This window comes from Hyphomonas sp. L-53-1-40, assembly GCF_000682775.1.
Taxonomy (GTDB): Bacteria; Pseudomonadota; Alphaproteobacteria; order Caulobacterales; family Hyphomonadaceae; genus Hyphomonas.
The window spans coordinates 132,539-147,288 of sequence record NZ_AWFI01000018.1; the positions used below are offsets into that span (position 1 = coordinate 132,539).

Genomic DNA, 14,750 nt, shown 5'->3' on the forward strand with positions numbered 1-14,750 from the left:
CTACTTGTGTCTTTCCGTCGCTGTGTTTCAGGAATTCATGTCGGCGGCTGGGGAATCGGGATTGTACCGATCCCTCATGAATGAACGCGAAGCCATGAAGTAGCAAAATGCAGCGACGATGAAGAACAAGACCGTCGCGGCCATGGAGTGGCGCAGGCCATTGGCATAGGCGCGACAAAGCTCAGGGCCTTCCGCGCCGAGGGCAGCCGGGTCCGTGCCGCAGAGGCGCGGATTGAAAGCGTCCGCAAAGGCTGACAGGCCGGCTTTGCCAATTTCCTGTCCCATGAAGAAATCGCTCATCGCCCCGACAAAGAGCGGGCCAATGCCATTGCCGATCAGGCTGACAATCAGCAGCAGCACGGCAATGGTGGTGGCGCGCGACTGTGGGCTGACAATGGCCGTGCCGACCATGTATTGGCTGGAAAGATAGGCGTAGTGCATCGTGCCCGCGATGATCCACAGACCAAAGGCGATCTCGATGGTCGGGGCGAAGAAGGCACCAACATAGGCGGGCACGGCAATCAGCAGGCCAACGCCCGGGAGCCATGCCGAGATCGTGGAGAAGCGGCCTGCGAGCTTTTCCGAGATGTACCCGCCGAGGAATGTGCCGAGAGCGGCAACTGCAGCCAGCGGCGCGCCATAGAGTACGGCAGCGTCGCGCACATCAATACCATGAACGCGCTGGAGGAAAGGCGCCTGGAAGCTGATCAGGCCATAGCCGACAAAGGCCACCAGAGCGGCGCCCAGCGATAGCCACCAGAATGTCGGCTTGGCAGAAAATTCACGGAAGGCATCAAAGAAAGGCGCCTTGCCATTGCCCTTTGCCGAGGGCGGATCGGAGTAGCCGCGGGGAGGTTCCTTGATGGTGAACATCAGGATGATCGCGATCAGCACGCCCGGCGCGCCGACAACCACAAACGCGATACGCCAGCCTTCCACGGCCGACCAGTCGAGATTACCAAACAAACCCCCAAGACCGAGCGAACCGATCCAGTTGCCGAAATCAGCCCCCTTGATGCCGGCAATCGTGCCGCCGAAGAGTTGCGCAAGCACGCCGCCAAGCGTGACGCCCATGGAATAGATGCCGAGCGCGCCCGCGCGGCTTTTCGGGGGATAATAGTCAGTGATCAATGAGTTGGCGGGCGGCGTACAGCCTGCTTCGCCGACGGCAACGCCGACGCGAAAGACGAGTAGCCAGATGAAGCCTGAAGCGACCCCGCAAAGCGCTGTCATGACGGACCAGACGATGATGCAGAGCGCAATAATCAACACGCGATTGGCGCGGTCGGCCCACATCGCGATCGGAATGCCCATTGCAGCGTAGAACAATGCGAAGGGCGGCCCGGACAGGAGGCCCCATTGCGTGTCATTCAGCTGAAATGTGTTGATGATCGGCTGGGCAACGACCGAAATGAGCGTTCGGTCGATGAAGTTCAGCGTGTAGACCAGCATCAGGGCGATCAGCACATAGGTGCGATACCCTTTTGAACCGAAGCCTGTGATGTGTCCGCCCGCGGCCGCTTGGCCAGCTGTCGTGTCGGTCATCCGCCGAAAATCCTCCCGAAAATACCGGGCGCGTCTTGGCGGCGCCTCTCTACATGTCTCCCTACGGTAATGACATGTGCGGGGGGCGCAAGGCCTTACTCTGCGACAGCGTGCGAGCAAGGTCTTGCGGAGGTCAATTTGCCACTACTGGCTCAGCGCCAACTGTACTTCCGACGCCGCAACGGCGAGGGCTGCAGCATCAGTGTCCATTGGGTCAGGGCGGAGCGCAGTCGGGTAGGCTTCAGCTAACAGGCCAAGCGCCGCGCGAATGGATTCTGCTGCATCGGAATTTTCGGCCGTGATGTCGCTTTCCGCTTGCGTAAAGGCGCGCTCGGCGGCCTGATAGAAGCCGTAGCCGTCCAGATACGTCTCGTAGAAATCAGAATCGAGCGACAGGCGATACATGTCGGATGCGCGATCGATCTGGTCGGAGGCGACATGGGCGCTGACCATGGCATCGGACATGTCGGTGGCGGGGGCGCTCTCGGCGGCTTTGTCGAGCGCGGCAAGGATCGCGTCCGTGCGGGCGTTGATCTGTTCCTGGCTTTCCCCTGCAAAGACCGCTGCAGACGTGTCTGTAAACAGGTCGGTAAAGTCGGCGACGCCTTGAGCTGCAAAGACCGGCTCCATGTCGAACAGGACTTCGGAGACCGGATGCGCGTACATTTCAGCCGCGGCGGTCGTTTCGCCTTTGGCGTAGGCGTCGCGCGCGGCCAGGACGTGGGCTGCTGCAATGGCCAGCGCGGCCTTGTAGACGACCGGGTCGGTATAGGCGGCGTCAATGGTCACACCGCCTTCGCCTTCACCGCCTTCAGTGGCCAGTGTGTTGGCTTCTGCGGTTGGATCCACTTCTGCAGGTGTTTCAGGCTGCGCGATCTCTGTGCCTGCCTCGTCGGCAGGGGCGGCAGGCTCACTGCAACCTGCAAGCGCGCCAGTCATCAGGACGGTGCCCAGACCAAGACTGGTCCACTGCTTCAGTTTGGTGTCAAAGGCCATGATATACTTCCTCTTTGCGTCGATCTGCTATAGCGCTGAATGACGCAAATGCAAATTATTCGCAAGTAGGCGCAACATGCTTTTGACCCTTTCCAACGTACTCGATGAGGCCGACCTGAGTGATGTCCGCGATCTGGTCGCAACGCTCGGCTGGCGCGACGGCGCAGAAACGGCAGGTGGCATGGCCCGGGCGGTCAAGCGCAACCAGCAAGCGGATCTGACATCCCGTACCGGCGCGCAGGTTCGCCAGCTCCTCAAGGCCAAGGTGGAGCGACACCCTGTTCTGCGTGCGGCGGCCCAGCCACGCCAGTTCTCGAAACTGATTGTCAGCCGGACCGAGGAGGGCGGCGGATACGGTCATCATGTCGACAATCCATTCATGGGAGCAGGGGAGTCGCGCTTGCGCACGGACTTTTCTTTCACGCTCTTCCTGTCCGATCCGGGCGACTATGAGGGGGGCGAGCTGGAGATCGATCTGGCGGGGATGACCCAGTCCATCAAATTGGACGCGGGAGACATGGTGCTCTATCCATCGACCAGTCTGCACCGGGTTGCGCCGGTGACTTCCGGCAAGCGGCTCGTCTGTGTTGGCTGGATTGAGAGCAGCGTGCCAGATGCGGCGGTACGGGAGATTATCTTTGATCTTGAGAATCTGCGATCCAGCCTGTCGGGCAGGCTGGATCTTCAGTCTCCGGAAATGCTGGTTCTGTCGAAGAGCATTTCCAACCTGGTGCGCCGGTTCGGCCAGAGCTAAGTCATGGCAGCAAGGGTGTCGGGCAAGCCAGTTGCAGCTAGCAGGAAGCAGATGGCGGCAATAATCGCCCCGAAAGTGCGAACATGGTTCCACCCTGTCCAGACGGTACCGAACTTCTTCCAATAGATCGCGGCATCCGGCGAAGAAGGCGTAAGGCCGTCGAGATGTTTATTCATCGGAACGTTACCGAACATGGTGACCCCGAGCACGGTCGTCACGTAGATCGCGGTTCCGATCAGTATCAGGATCTTTGGTGACCCTTCCAGGCTTTGCCAGGCATAAAGGGAGGCGGCGAGCATGATAGGTGCCAATGCCAACGTGATCGCCAGAAATGCCGAGCGAAACACTGTCCGGTTGATCTGTTGCATGGAGTCGATGCCGCCAGCTGGCGCGGCGCGGATGAGGCCGGCCATTACGAAATCGGAGAAGGCTTGAAACACACCGCCGACGAGGGCGGCAGAAAGTCCGATGGTGAGGCAGGCATAGACAAAGAGATGGGTCGTCATGAGTTTGATTCCTTGGATGTGGCATGCCCGCCGAAGAGGATCAGTCAGCTACGGACATGCGGGGTGAGTGAGGCGGGCGTCACGCAGCGGCGCTCCAGAGCCCGGAGGCGGCGACTTCGTTGGCGAAGTCGGAAAAGTCCTTTGGCGGTCGGCCCAGGGCCCGTTCCACACCGTCACAGAGTTGGGCATTGCGGCCATCAAGTATGGTGGAGAACAGGTAGTCGAGCAGCCAGATCATGTCTTCCGGAGCGCCAGCCTGGCGAAACCCTTGAAGAAATTCATTAGCAGGCACACGGACGAAACTGATCTTGCGGTCGGTTGCGCGTGACAATTCGCTGGCCAGTTCGTCAAACGTCATCAGTCGGGGACCGGTCACTTCGTAGACTTCGCCAATATGTCCGGTCTCGGTGAGAGCAGCGACGGCCACGTCGGCGATATCCTCGGCATCCACAAACGGTTCCGGCACATGTCCAGCCGGCAGTGTGATGTCACCAGACAGGACCAGCGGCAGGAAATCGCCTTCGGAGAAATTCTGATTGAACCAGCTGGCGCGCACAATGGTCCAGTCGAGACCGCTTTCCTGCACGATGCGCTCGCAGGCCTGGGCGTCTGGCTCTCCGCGTCCAGACAGCAGGACGAGATGCTGCACGCCCTGCGCTTTTGCGCGTTCGACAAGGTGCCGGATCGCTTGCTTGGCGGCGGGCACGGCGAGGTCAGGCGTGTAGCTGATATATACCGCGCTCATGCCAGCCAGCACGGCGTTCCAGCCGGACGGCTCATCCCAATCGAAGGCGGGCGAGCCGGACCTTGATCCGACCCGGGTATCAATACCCCGCTCGCGCAAACGGGTGACAATCCGACGACCGGTCTTTCCGGTGCCACCCAATACGAGCACAGGCCCGCGATGCGTTGTCTGGCTATGAAGGTGCTGTGTCATGTTCAATCTCCTTTGCTTGACACGATGTAAAGTTGACATGGCGTCAAGTGCCTATAGATTGACATCATGTCAAGTGAGAATCTCGAAACCCGCGAAAAAATCATGCGCGCTACATGGAAATTGCTGGAGGAATCTGGCGGGTCCGGCGTGCGCATGAGCGATATCGCCAAGGCCGCGGGCATCAGCCGCCAGGCCGTCTATCTTCATTTCCCGACACGCGCGGACCTGCTGACCGGGACGGCGCGCTATATGGACGAAGTCCGAAACATAGACGAACGTCTTGCGGCGAGCCGTAAGGCCAAAGGAACGGACCGTCTGGATTTGTGGGTGGAGGCGTGGGGGAACTATATTCCGGAAATTCACGGAGTGGGGCGCGCCTTGATCGCCATGCGAGACTCCGACGACGCCGCTGCGGCTGCCTGGAATGACCGAATGCAAGCTGTACGGCATGGATGTGAAGCCGCTGTGATGGCGCTCAAGTCCGCAGACCGGCTGATGCCCGACTATTCGGTCGAGCAGGCAACGGATTTGCTCTGGGCGCTGTTGTCAGTCGAAGTGTGGGAAAAGCTGCGGTTCGAATGCGGATGGTCGCAGGCCGCCTATATTACGGCTGTTCAGAAAATGGCGCGCGACAGTCTGGTGTCCTGATCAGATCAGTCCGGCTGATTTCAGGCTGGTGACGCCGCCCGTGCCGGCAATCAGATGATCGTGCACGGTGATGTCGAATGGATCGAGCGCATCAATGATCTCGCGGGTAATGTCGATGTCTGCGCGCGACGGTGTGGGGTCACCTGACGGATGATTGTGCACCAGAATGAGCGCTGATGCATGCAGCTCCAGCGCGCGGCGGGCGACCTCACGCGTATAGACGGGCGCATGGTCGACCGTGCCATGTCCCATGATTTCGTCGGCGATCAACTGGTTTTTCCGATCCAGGAACAGGATGCGGAACTGTTCGCGCTTTTCATGCTGCAGTTCGGTGCGAACATAATCGATGAGCGCCGACCAGGAGGAAATGGCGGGCTTCTTCTGGATCGTCTCTCTGGACGCCCGGGCGTTGAGCTCGGCAATGGCCTTGAGATACGCCGCGACTGTCTCGCCGACACCGTTGACCTTGATGAGGTCGGATGTCGGGGCAGCGAGGATCGCTGACAGACTGCCGAAGCGGGCTTCCAGCGCTTTTGCGATGGGTTTGACATCCCGACGCGGGATGAAGGCCATGAGCAAGACTTCCAGCACTTCGTAATTGCTTAACGCGGTCGCGCCACGCGTCAGCAGTTTGCCTCGCAAGCGGTCTCGGTGACCTTTCCAGTGGGGTTCTTCGGGGGGGGTGCTCATTATGGTTGAAAAACCATGAAACGACGTTTCGATAAAGTGACTTAGATCACGTCGCCTCAGATTGAACTTGAGAATTGCATGGTCGCAGATAGACTTCCCCTAGGGACAATCCGTGGGAGAGTGAAACATGTTGGACAAAATCACGCTTTGCGGCGCTGGCTTGCTGGCGCTGTCTGCCTGTATGATCCAGCCGGCGGGCCATGACCATCATGGTGTCCTGGCAGATCATGTCCATGCGCATCCCGACAAATTGGTCGTGGCAGGGGCCGGGGAGGCCATCGAGAACCCGTTCCATCCTGTCCGACTGTTGCTGTCATCCGAAGAATCGTCGGGCGATGTGACAGTATACGAATTTGAACTGCCTCCGCGCAGCCCAGGATCACCGCCACATAACCATACGCGCGAGGATGAGTATTTCTACGTCGTGTCCGGTGCGCTCAGTGTCATGTCGGGCGACCAGATCCTGTCGCTCTATCCGGGCGACTTTGCTGCATTGAACCGGGGCAACACGCACATGTTCTGGAATGCCAGCGATGAAACCACGAGGCTGATCATGACCACCACGGGTGGGTCATTTGAAGGCTTCATGAATGATGCGGGCCCGCGCATTGCGGAGGCTAAGCCGGATTCAGCCGAAGCAGCAGGCGCCGTAATTGGCCAGCTTGCAGCCGAATACGGGATCACGATTGCGATGGAGGAGATGCCTCCGGAAGCCGCGCCATTTTACATGCCGCCGCCTCCTGAAGAATAGCGCTTACTAGAGCTGGACCTTGTGAGGCTGGTGCCAGCCTTTCGGGGATGTGCTGAAGATTTCAACACCATCCTCGGTCACGCCGACAGAATGTTCGTACTGCGCCGACAGCTGGCGGTCGCGAGTCACGGCCGTCCAGCCATCTGGCAGGATCGCAGCGTCCTTGCGGCCCAGGTTCAGCATCGGCTCGACCGTGAAGAACATGCCGGGCTTCAGTTCCGGGCCGGTATTGTAATCCGATGAGTGGACGACGTTTGGCTCGTCATGGAACAGGCGTCCCAGGCCGTGGCCGCAGAAGTCCTCTACGACCGACATGCGATTCAGCCGGGCAATTTCGGAGATCGCGCCGCCAATGTCGCCAAAGCGCTTGCCGGGGCGGATCTGCGCGATGCCGGCCATGAGCGCATCATAGGTCACATCCATCAGGCGCTCGGCCTTCCGCTTCACATTGCCGACGCCATACATGCGCGAATGGTCGCCATGCCAGCCATCAATGATCAGGGTGACGTCGATATTGGCAATATCGCCTTCCTTCAGCGGCTTGGCGCTGGGGATACCGTGACAGATGACATGGTTGAGTGAAATGCAACTGGCATGGCGGTAGCCGCGATAGCCGATCGTCGCGGAGGTTGCGCCATGATCCATGACGAATTCCCGCACCAGATTGTCGAGATGTTCGGTGGTCACGCCGGGCTTCACTTCCGGCACCAGCATATCGAGGCATTCAGCCACGAGACGTCCCGCCTTGCGCATACCTGCGAAGCCTTCGGCATCGTGAATGCGAATTTCGCCCGTGCGCATCGGCAGCAGGAGGGAAGTGTCAGTCATCAATCGGAGCCTTTCAGGGGCGGAAATACCTGTATCTGCACCCTAGATAGCAATTTGCCCGGCTAAGTTCCACCTTCAGGCCTGCCAAACAGTATCAGACTCAGGCCCCATCCGTCTTGTCGCGCTTTTCAGCTGCCGCTTCGGCAGACTTTGCAGCGCGTTTCAGTTCTTCGCGCCGCTCGTCATCAAACCGTTCGGGCTCCTGGTAAATCTCGCGCGTGCCTTCCTCGCTGACCGCTTCCGCGGTGCGGGATTTCAGTCGGCCCCGGCTGACCCCCCAGATCAGGGCGATCAGCAAGAGCAGCGCGCCTACGCCATATAAGAGTTCCGGTGCCATGGGTCTTGATCCTCTGAAAGGGTTACTGGAGCTGGGTGCCAAGCGTGATGTCGATGGCGCCGAGGGCGACCGACATCGGGCAGCCGTTCTTGGCCTTGTCGGCGATGGCGTCAAAATCATCCTGTTCGATGCCTTCAACCACGGCCGTAAGCGTCAAGGCGCTGCGCGTGATTTCGAATCCGCCACCATCTTTCGGCTCGACCGACACGATGCATTTCGTATCCAGATCGGTGGCAGGTGTTCCGTTCTCGGCCAGCAGGTGGGAGAGCTGCATGGTGAAACAGCCCGCATGTGCGGCGGCGAGCAATTCTTCCGGATTAGTACCCGACGTGCCGCTCTCATCTTCAAATCGCGCCTTGAAGGAGTAGGCGTGATCGGACAGCGCGCCGCTCTGCGTCGTGAGCGAGCCCGTGCCGTCCGCGAGGTTTCCGGACCAATGGGCGGTGGCATGACGTTTCATGGCGTGTCCTTTCAATCAATTGGGTATTGAAAAATGCAATGCGCGCAGCCTCAATACGTTCCCGCTTGTCTCTCCTAAATGCATTGGTCATGGTCTGGTCCTGCGGGAAGAAAAGGAATGCGCGCAATGCTCAAATTGGAAGCCTGTCGTCGGTGTCTCACCGGGTTTGCCTTCGCCTTGATGGCGCTGTCTCTCACGGCGCTGCCCGCAACGGCGGAACAGAATGAGGTAGCAGACTGGCCGCCTCTCGCTCCTGCCGGGTCCGCCAAGGCGTTCAGCTCGGATGGACTGCATGCGCTCGACGAACGCCTGCAGAAGTTCGTCTCGGACGGGCATGTCGTGGGCCTTCAGGCCCTGCTCGTCAAAGATGGTGAGGTTGCTCATTATGGTCAGTACGGTGTGAGGGATGTTGAAACATCGACACCCGTGCAACCGGGCACGCTGTACCGGATCTATTCCATGACCAAGCCGATCACGGGCGTTGCCCTGATGCAGCTCCATGAAGATGGCAAGTTTGACCTCGACGATCCGATCACAAAATACATCCCTGAATTTGAAGCGCTGAAAGTGCTGGCGGGCGAGCATGAAGACGGAACACCGATCTTGAAAGACCCATCGCGCCCCGCGACCATGCGGGAACTGATGAGTCACTCGGCCGGTTTCGCTTACGGCCTTGGTGGAGATGATTATGCCAATGCCCAGTTTCGGGAGCAGAATGTCCTCAAATCGCCTGATCCGCAGACCCTCATCGACAAGGTCGCAGGCATCCCCTTGCTGCATGAGCCAGGGCAAGTCTGGTACTACTCGGTCTCGGTCGACATCCAGGGCTATCTTGTCGAAAAATTCTCGGGATTGTCTCTTGGCGAATACCTCAAGCAAAATGTTCTCACGCCGCTGGGCATGGATGATACCGGATTTTATGTTCCCGAAGCGGAGTATGACCGGCTATCCGACGTCGTGTATTATGCCTCCGAGCGGGATCGGTTCGAGCCATTCTACACCGAGACTGTGCAGTTCAGGCAGTCCACCATCGCCTTCGAATCGGGGGGCGGCGGGCTCGTGTCCACGATCGACGACTATGCCCGGTTCTGCCAGATGATGCTCAATGGTGGCATGCTGGACGGCCATCGTATTCTGCAGGAGGACACGGTGGCCCTGATGCGGACAAACCAGTTGCCGCCAAATGCAGGCGTGGAATTTGATGGCACGCAGCGAAGTGTCTTCACGCCGAAGCGTCGCGATTTCGGCATTGACTTTGCCATCATCTCTGATCCGGTCGCCATGGACAGCCCAGCCGGTACCGGCACTTATTATTGGGGCGGGGCTGCTGGGACATGGTTCTGGATCGATCCGGAGAATGATCTATTCTTTATCGGCATGATCCAGCGCTTCGGCGCACGACCCGGGAAGCCGGCGGGTTTTCGTGAGGAATCGATGCGGCTCGTCTATGAGGCGCTTGAAGAATAAGCCAGTCTGGGCAAAGTGTCTTTATGACAAAAGAATCTCCCACGGCAGCCGTCCTCCTGATCGGGGACGAGCTGCTCTCCGGTCGGACGCGCGACATCAATCTGCAACAGATCGCTTCCTATCTTGCGCCGCTCGGCATTCCCGTCCGGGAGACCCGGATCGTGCCCGACGTGGAAGACGAGATTGTCGAGGCCGTGAATTCGCTGCGCGCAAAATACACCTATGTCTTCACAACGGGCGGCATTGGTCCGACACATGATGACATCACGGCTGATGCCATCGCCAAGGCGTTCGGGGTGGAGATTTCAGAACATCCCGAAGTCACTGCGATGCTGGCCCAACGCTATGAGGCAATGGGCACAGACTACACGCCAGCCCGTCGGCGCATGGCGCGTATTCCGCATGGTGCCCAGATCGTGGCCAATCCCGTGTCCGGGGCGCCGGGCTTCCAGACCGGGAATGTCTTTACCCTGGCGGGTGTTCCGTCGGTTGCGCGCGGCATGCTGGAAGATATCGGGCCAAGGCTGGAGACGGGAGCGGTCATCCACAAGGTCACGATACGGGGCAGGGGCTTGCGCGAAGGTGACATTGCCGAACCGCTGGGCGTGCTGGCCAAGGAGATGCCGGACGTCGCGCTCGGTTCCTATCCCTGGTTTCGGGGCATTGGTGACAATGGTGTCCACCTTGTTGCCAGCACGATACAGGAAAGCCTTATCCCCATGATTACTGACAAGCTGGAAGCGATCATCTCTGCGACGGGCGTCCAGCCGGAGCGGGTCGAGGACGCAAACGCATGAGTTTTCTGGCGCGGACCCCAGCGATCCTTATCAGCTTCGTTTCGATGCTGGTGATTGGAGCAGGGTTCGGTCTGTGTCGGCCGATGGTGGGCGGCGCATTCCTCGACATCACCTCCGACCCGGAGATGAGCCGAACGATCATTGCCACGATGAGTGACGCCCAACGTGCCGCCCATGCCTGGGTGACGGTGTTGCTGGATACGGCGTATCCCCTGGCTTATGGGGGCTTCCTCGGCGGACTGGCCCTGCGCTTCTTTGGCAGCATGGGAAAGTACGCAGCGCTACCAGCGTTCGGAGTCGTGATCGCCGACCTGACTGAGAACATGGTTCAGGTGCTGGCCTTGGCGGGATGGGTCGACGCGCTTGATGCCAAGGCGTGGCTGACGCCCCTCAAATTTGGCCTGTTCTTCCTTGCGGCCGGAATCGCCGTGATTGCTCTCGTGATCGGCATTGTGAATCTGGTTCGCAAGCGCCGGGCCTGATCCCTTCCAAAACCGCCCTAACGTCAAGCATGGTCCTCCCCGCTTGTCCTCGCTAAGAGAGGCAAACAGGAAAATTGGAGGATCCCATGGCGGAAGACATCGTAAAGGTCGAATTGGACGGACCGGTTGCGCTCGTAACACTGAACCGGCCCGACGCGCTGAATGCGCTGAACCGAGCCCTGCGCGCCGAGATCGTCAGCGTCTTCAACGAGCTGAAAGAGAACAAGGAGGTCCGCGCGGTCGTGCTGACTGGTGCCGGGCGGGCCTTCACCGCCGGGATCGACCTGAAGGAGGCCGGCCAGACCGGTTTCGCCCTGGGCGCTGACGAAGATTCCAAGTCCATAGATATGGCGCGCGCACTGGCCGATTATCCCTGGCCAATCATCGGTGCGATCAACGGCTTTGCAATCACTGGCGGGTTCGAACTGGCGCTGATGTGCGACGTGCTGCTGGCCTCTGAACATGCCAAGTTTGCCGATACACATGCCCGCGTCGGCATCGTGCCGGGTTGGGGCCTGTCACAGAAGCTGTCGCGCATGATTGGTATCAGCCGAGCCAAGGAGCTGTCTTTCTCCGGTAACTTCCTCGATGCCCACACCGCGGAACGTTGGGGACTTGTGAACCGTGTTTACGAATCCGACGAACTCGTGCCGGCTGCCATGAAGCTGGCGCACGAAATGTGCGGTTCCCAGCCGGACCTGCTCAAGCAATACAAGGCGCTGATCGATGATGGCTATGGCATGAATTTCGCCGCCGCCATGAAGGAAGAAGTCAAACGCTCCATTGCTCATGCCGAATCTGTGACGGCAGACGCTGTGGAAGAGGCTCGCAAACAGGTCACCGCGCGTGGCCGGGACCAGCAGGAGTAGAGCGCCATGAGAGACGTAGTCATTTGCGAACCCGTCCGCACCGCCGTTGGCGGCTTTGGCGGCGCCTTCAAGACCGTGCATGCGCATGAGATGGCGTCGCATGTTATCCGTGAGCTGATGGCGAAAACCAAGCTACCTGCCGAGGCGGTGGAAGACTGTATCTTCGCGCAATGCTATCCGACCATGGAGGCCCCGGCCTTTGGGCGCATGGTGGCACTGAATGCCGGGCTGACCACATCCACCGGTGGCTACCAGATCGACCGGCGCTGTGGCTCCGGCCTGCAGGCGGTGATCAATGCCGTGATGCAGGTCGCAACCGGCGCAAATGACGTTGTCATCGCGGGCGGGGCAGAGAGCATGTCGAATGCGCCCTTCTTCTCCATCGATATGCGGTGGAACATCAAGGGCGATGGCCTGATGCTGCATGACGGTCTGTCACGCGGTCGCTATACAGCCGGCGGCAAGAACCATCCCGTGCCGGGTGGCATGATCGAGACGGCCGAAAATTTGCGCCGTGATTATCAGATCACGCGCGACGCTCAGGATCAGTTCGCTTACAATTCGCACATGAAAGCGGCTGCGGCCCAGAAGTCCGGCAAGTTCTCTGAGGAGATCATTCCGTACACCGTGAAAGGTCGCAAGGCCGATACGGTCGTGGACCAGGATGAGCACATTCGTCCGGATTCCTCTCTGGAGAAGCTGTCCACGCTGCGCGCGATCCGGGGCAAGGTGGACGATCAGTCGACGGTGACCGCTGGCAATGCGTCCGGCCAGAATGATGGCGCGGCAGCCTGCATCGTCTGTACGCGCGAGGCGGCAGAGAAATATGGCCTCAAGCCGCTTGGGCGATTGGTTTCATGGTCGGTTGCAGGCGTTGGGCCTGAAGTCATGGGAATTGGGCCGGTGCCGTCCAGCCAGAAGGCCCTCAAGACGGCAGGTCTTGAACTGAAGGACATCGACGTCATTGAACTGAATGAAGCTTTCGCAGCGCAGGTGCTCGCCTGCACCAAGGCGCTTGAGTTTTCGGAGGATGACATGGAGCGGCTGAACGTGAACGGTTCGGGCATATCGCTTGGTCATCCGGTCGGCGCGACCGGCGTGCGGATCCTGACCACGATGCTGCGGGAAATGGAGCGCCGCGAGGCGCGCTATGGCTTGGAGACCATGTGCATCGGGGGCGGGCAGGGGCTCGCAGCCGTGTTCGAGCGGGTCAGCTAGAACACATCTTCAGCCGGTGGCCGTGTGTTCAGCGCAACGGCCACCGCGATAATGAAGAAGACGACGCCGAGCAGGTAACACAGGGTGCTGGCAATATGGACCATTCCCATTGTCTGAGCCGTACTGCTGACGTCATGCGTTCCGAGGATGACCTGCTGCCGTAGAACTTGTCCGTTGATTTGCGCGGCGTGACCGAAGAGCGCTGCACCGAGGTGAAGCGCGCCAAATACGCTGGCCGCCGTTGAAGGCCGAACCCGCAGGATGAGCATATGCACGAGACCAAACGCCACCGCAGACAATCCTGACAGGACGCCTTGCGGCAAGGTGGATGCCAGCATAGCGGTTCTGGCGAACCTGCTCATGTCTGGCGCGATAAACGCAGGGATGGCTGTGGCCGTCACTATCATCAGGGCAGCCGAGATGAACCAGAGTGTCGGGAGGCTGTTTTTCAACGCGCAGGTCGTCCTTCTTTCTGCTGGTTTCAATGATCAAATCTAGCATCCCCCGTAAAATACCGTTATGTCCAGCATCGGTCATGCGGGCGTGGCGAAATTGGTATACGCAAGGGACTTAAAATCCCTCGGCCGCAAGGCCTTGCCGGTTCGAGCCCGGCCGCCCGCACCATGCCATCATATGTGGCCTATCCCAGTGATCGAGACAGAACGCGAAGGTCGCGCCCTTGGTACACAGCTTGCATGTTTCTCGCCCAAGAGGAGAAATGACATGTACCCAGCCATTCTGTCCTGCCGCCGCCCGAAACTACAGGTCCTGCGCCTGTCGGGGGCCTGCCTGCCGACGCCTGCAGCACCGGTTTCATTCCCAAAACGCATAGAGCCTATTTCGGCTTTCGGGGAACAAAAGGACAATCTCGATCATATGTAGGGGGCAACACGCAGAGAATTCACAAGGACAAGCCCTCATGTTTCGCGCCCTTATTGCCTCCACTGCCCTCGGCCTGATGGCCCTGCCTGCCTTCGCTGGCCCGGAAGCGGAGGCCGTGATTGAAGGCGCCGCAAAGCATATTTCCGACCCTCAGAAGGGCCGCGAAACGCTGCGCCAGTCCATGGACCTGGACACAGTCGCCAATTTCACCCTCGGGAAATATGCCCGCCGCGTCACGGATCAGGAACGCAGCAGGTTCGCAGATGCCTTCGAAACCTATCTACTGAGCAGCTTCGAAGACCAGCGTGAAAAATTCCGCGATGCAGAGATCACGGTTACCGGATCAAAGGATCGCACGCCGACAGATTCTATCGTGGTAACGCGCGTCGTTCGTCCCGGCGAAGCGCCACAGACGGTGCGCTGGCGCGTTATCGAAAAGAATGGCGACTGGCGTGTGGTGGATGTCGAAGTGCTTGGCCTGTGGCTCGCCATCGAACAGCGTGCCCAGATCGCTGCTATCATGGACCGTCCGCGCGCCACGATTGATGATGCGATCGACGCCCTTAATTCCTGATCTGGAATC

General features: G+C 59.5%; 19 protein-coding genes and 1 tRNA gene. 11 read left to right on the forward strand and 9 right to left on the reverse strand.

Going from position 1 to position 14,750, the window contains the following annotated elements; all coding sequences use genetic code 11:
- Positions 1 to 27: 27 nt before the first annotated feature.
- On the reverse strand, positions 28 to 1,545 hold the full coding sequence (locus L53_RS13695; protein WP_034816594.1) for an MFS transporter: 1,518 nt from the start codon (positions 1,543 to 1,545) through the stop codon (positions 28 to 30).
- A gap of 144 nt (positions 1,546 to 1,689) precedes the next feature.
- Positions 1,690 to 2,541, reverse strand: a complete 852-nt coding sequence (locus tag L53_RS13700) for a hypothetical protein (protein ID WP_034816597.1) — start codon at positions 2,539 to 2,541, stop codon at positions 1,690 to 1,692.
- 76 nt (positions 2,542 to 2,617) lie between these two features.
- Between L53_RS13700 and L53_RS13705 the strand changes: the two genes are divergently transcribed.
- Positions 2,618 to 3,295, forward strand: coding sequence for a Fe2+-dependent dioxygenase (locus tag L53_RS13705; RefSeq protein WP_034816601.1), 678 nt, complete (start codon positions 2,618 to 2,620; stop codon positions 3,293 to 3,295).
- On the opposite strand, the gene L53_RS13710 is transcribed toward L53_RS13705, so the two are convergent.
- A complete protein-coding gene (locus L53_RS13710; RefSeq protein ID WP_051607982.1) occupies positions 3,292 to 3,801 on the reverse strand; it encodes a DUF1772 domain-containing protein in 510 nt (169 codons plus the stop codon). The two genes, L53_RS13705 and L53_RS13710, sit on opposite strands and share 4 nt — an antisense overlap.
- A 79-nt stretch (positions 3,802 to 3,880) precedes the next feature.
- Positions 3,881 to 4,738 (reverse strand): NAD(P)H-binding protein, encoded by an 858-nt coding sequence (locus L53_RS13715; RefSeq protein ID WP_034816604.1) that lies wholly within the window; start codon positions 4,736 to 4,738, stop codon positions 3,881 to 3,883.
- Between the two features lie 66 nt (positions 4,739 to 4,804).
- Between L53_RS13715 and L53_RS13720 the strand changes: the two genes are divergently transcribed.
- On the forward strand, positions 4,805 to 5,386 hold the full coding sequence (locus L53_RS13720; RefSeq protein ID WP_034816606.1) for a TetR/AcrR family transcriptional regulator: 582 nt from the start codon (positions 4,805 to 4,807) through the stop codon (positions 5,384 to 5,386).
- Here the strand turns inward: L53_RS13720 and radC are convergent, their stop codons facing one another.
- Positions 5,387 to 6,076, reverse strand: coding sequence for a DNA repair protein RadC (gene radC, locus L53_RS13725; RefSeq protein ID WP_051607983.1), 690 nt, complete (start codon positions 6,074 to 6,076; stop codon positions 5,387 to 5,389).
- A 127-nt stretch (positions 6,077 to 6,203) separates the two neighbouring features.
- Here radC and L53_RS16565 point away from each other — a divergent pair, with 127 nt between their 5' ends.
- A complete protein-coding gene (locus tag L53_RS16565; RefSeq protein WP_051607984.1) occupies positions 6,204 to 6,827 on the forward strand; it encodes a cupin domain-containing protein in 624 nt (207 codons plus the stop codon).
- A 6-nt stretch (positions 6,828 to 6,833) separates the two neighbouring features.
- On the opposite strand, the gene map is transcribed toward L53_RS16565, so the two are convergent.
- From map to L53_RS13745, 3 genes are all read right to left on the reverse strand, one after another.
- Positions 6,834 to 7,655, reverse strand: coding sequence for a type I methionyl aminopeptidase (map, locus tag L53_RS13735; RefSeq protein ID WP_034816611.1), 822 nt, complete (start codon positions 7,653 to 7,655; stop codon positions 6,834 to 6,836).
- A 100-nt stretch (positions 7,656 to 7,755) separates the two neighbouring features.
- The gene (locus L53_RS13740; protein WP_034816613.1) at positions 7,756 to 7,992 is read right to left on the reverse strand and encodes a hypothetical protein; all 237 of its coding nucleotides are present in this window, start codon (positions 7,990 to 7,992) and stop codon (positions 7,756 to 7,758) included.
- Positions 7,993 to 8,014: 22 nt separating this feature from the next.
- Positions 8,015 to 8,452: an OsmC family protein gene (locus tag L53_RS13745; RefSeq protein ID WP_034816614.1), complete on the reverse strand. Its 438-nt coding sequence runs from the start codon at positions 8,450 to 8,452 to the stop codon at positions 8,015 to 8,017.
- A 126-nt stretch (positions 8,453 to 8,578) separates the two neighbouring features.
- Between L53_RS13745 and L53_RS13750 the strand changes: the two genes are divergently transcribed.
- The 5 genes from L53_RS13750 (at position 8,579) to L53_RS13770 (ending at position 13,285) form a co-directional block, all read left to right on the forward strand.
- Entirely contained in the window at positions 8,579 to 9,919 is a 1,341-nt protein-coding gene (locus L53_RS13750) for a serine hydrolase (RefSeq protein ID WP_034816811.1), read from the forward strand.
- Positions 9,920 to 9,942: 23 nt separating this feature from the next.
- Positions 9,943 to 10,716: a molybdopterin-binding protein gene (locus L53_RS13755; RefSeq protein WP_034816615.1), complete on the forward strand. Its 774-nt coding sequence runs from the start codon at positions 9,943 to 9,945 to the stop codon at positions 10,714 to 10,716.
- Positions 10,713 to 11,198 carry a hypothetical protein gene (locus tag L53_RS13760; protein WP_034816616.1) on the forward strand — a complete coding sequence of 162 codons (486 nt, stop codon included), beginning with the start codon at positions 10,713 to 10,715 and terminating at the stop codon, positions 11,196 to 11,198. Before L53_RS13755 ends, L53_RS13760 begins: the two co-directional genes overlap by 4 nt.
- An 86-nt stretch (positions 11,199 to 11,284) precedes the next feature.
- The gene (locus L53_RS13765) at positions 11,285 to 12,067 is read left to right on the forward strand and encodes an enoyl-CoA hydratase (RefSeq protein WP_156947927.1); all 783 of its coding nucleotides are present in this window, start codon (positions 11,285 to 11,287) and stop codon (positions 12,065 to 12,067) included.
- 6 nt (positions 12,068 to 12,073) lie between these two features.
- Positions 12,074 to 13,285, forward strand: coding sequence for an acetyl-CoA C-acetyltransferase (locus L53_RS13770; protein ID WP_034816618.1), 1,212 nt, complete (start codon positions 12,074 to 12,076; stop codon positions 13,283 to 13,285).
- Here the strand turns inward: L53_RS13770 and L53_RS17035 are convergent.
- Positions 13,282 to 13,737: a hypothetical protein gene (locus L53_RS17035; protein ID WP_156947928.1), complete on the reverse strand. Its 456-nt coding sequence runs from the start codon at positions 13,735 to 13,737 to the stop codon at positions 13,282 to 13,284. The two genes, L53_RS13770 and L53_RS17035, sit on opposite strands and share 4 nt — an antisense overlap.
- Positions 13,738 to 13,822: 85 nt before the next feature.
- Between L53_RS17035 and L53_RS13785 the strand changes: the two genes are divergently transcribed.
- The 3 genes from L53_RS13785 (at position 13,823) to L53_RS16570 (ending at position 14,741) form a co-directional block, all read left to right on the forward strand.
- Positions 13,823 to 13,909, forward strand: a tRNA-Leu gene (locus L53_RS13785).
- A 99-nt stretch (positions 13,910 to 14,008) separates the two neighbouring features.
- The gene (locus tag L53_RS17040; protein ID WP_156947929.1) at positions 14,009 to 14,167 is read left to right on the forward strand and encodes a hypothetical protein; all 159 of its coding nucleotides are present in this window, start codon (positions 14,009 to 14,011) and stop codon (positions 14,165 to 14,167) included.
- Positions 14,168 to 14,204: 37 nt separating this feature from the next.
- The gene (locus tag L53_RS16570; RefSeq protein WP_051607985.1) at positions 14,205 to 14,741 is read left to right on the forward strand and encodes a phospholipid-binding protein MlaC; all 537 of its coding nucleotides are present in this window, start codon (positions 14,205 to 14,207) and stop codon (positions 14,739 to 14,741) included.
- Positions 14,742 to 14,750: the final 9 nt, after the last annotated feature.

Coding starts and splice junctions, on each gene's coding strand:
- L53_RS13750 (WP_034816811.1), top strand. CDS start 8,579: ATGCTCAAATTGGAAGCCTGTCGTCGGTGTCTCACCGGGTTTGCCTTC.
- L53_RS13770 (WP_034816618.1), top strand. CDS start 12,074: ATGAGAGACGTAGTCATTTGCGAACCCGTCCGCACCGCCGTTGGCGGC.
- L53_RS13760 (WP_034816616.1), top strand. CDS start 10,713: ATGAGTTTTCTGGCGCGGACCCCAGCGATCCTTATCAGCTTCGTTTCG.
- map (WP_034816611.1), bottom strand. CDS start 7,655: ATGACTGACACTTCCCTCCTGCTGCCGATGCGCACGGGCGAAATTCGC.
- L53_RS13715 (WP_034816604.1), bottom strand. CDS start 4,738: ATGACACAGCACCTTCATAGCCAGACAACGCATCGCGGGCCTGTGCTC.
- L53_RS13745 (WP_034816614.1), bottom strand. CDS start 8,452: ATGAAACGTCATGCCACCGCCCATTGGTCCGGAAACCTCGCGGACGGC.
- L53_RS13720 (WP_034816606.1), top strand. CDS start 4,805: ATGTCAAGTGAGAATCTCGAAACCCGCGAAAAAATCATGCGCGCTACA.
- L53_RS13710 (WP_051607982.1), bottom strand. CDS start 3,801: ATGACGACCCATCTCTTTGTCTATGCCTGCCTCACCATCGGACTTTCT.
- L53_RS13700 (WP_034816597.1), bottom strand. CDS start 2,541: ATGGCCTTTGACACCAAACTGAAGCAGTGGACCAGTCTTGGTCTGGGC.
- radC (WP_051607983.1), bottom strand. CDS start 6,076: ATGAGCACCCCCCCCGAAGAACCCCACTGGAAAGGTCACCGAGACCGC.
- L53_RS13705 (WP_034816601.1), top strand. CDS start 2,618: ATGCTTTTGACCCTTTCCAACGTACTCGATGAGGCCGACCTGAGTGAT.
- L53_RS13740 (WP_034816613.1), bottom strand. CDS start 7,992: ATGGCACCGGAACTCTTATATGGCGTAGGCGCGCTGCTCTTGCTGATC.
- L53_RS13765 (WP_156947927.1), top strand. CDS start 11,285: ATGGCGGAAGACATCGTAAAGGTCGAATTGGACGGACCGGTTGCGCTC.
- L53_RS13695 (WP_034816594.1), bottom strand. CDS start 1,545: ATGACCGACACGACAGCTGGCCAAGCGGCCGCGGGCGGACACATCACA.
- L53_RS16565 (WP_051607984.1), top strand. CDS start 6,204: ATGTTGGACAAAATCACGCTTTGCGGCGCTGGCTTGCTGGCGCTGTCT.
- L53_RS13755 (WP_034816615.1), top strand. CDS start 9,943: ATGACAAAAGAATCTCCCACGGCAGCCGTCCTCCTGATCGGGGACGAG.
- L53_RS17040 (WP_156947929.1), top strand. CDS start 14,009: ATGTACCCAGCCATTCTGTCCTGCCGCCGCCCGAAACTACAGGTCCTG.
- L53_RS16570 (WP_051607985.1), top strand. CDS start 14,205: ATGTTTCGCGCCCTTATTGCCTCCACTGCCCTCGGCCTGATGGCCCTG.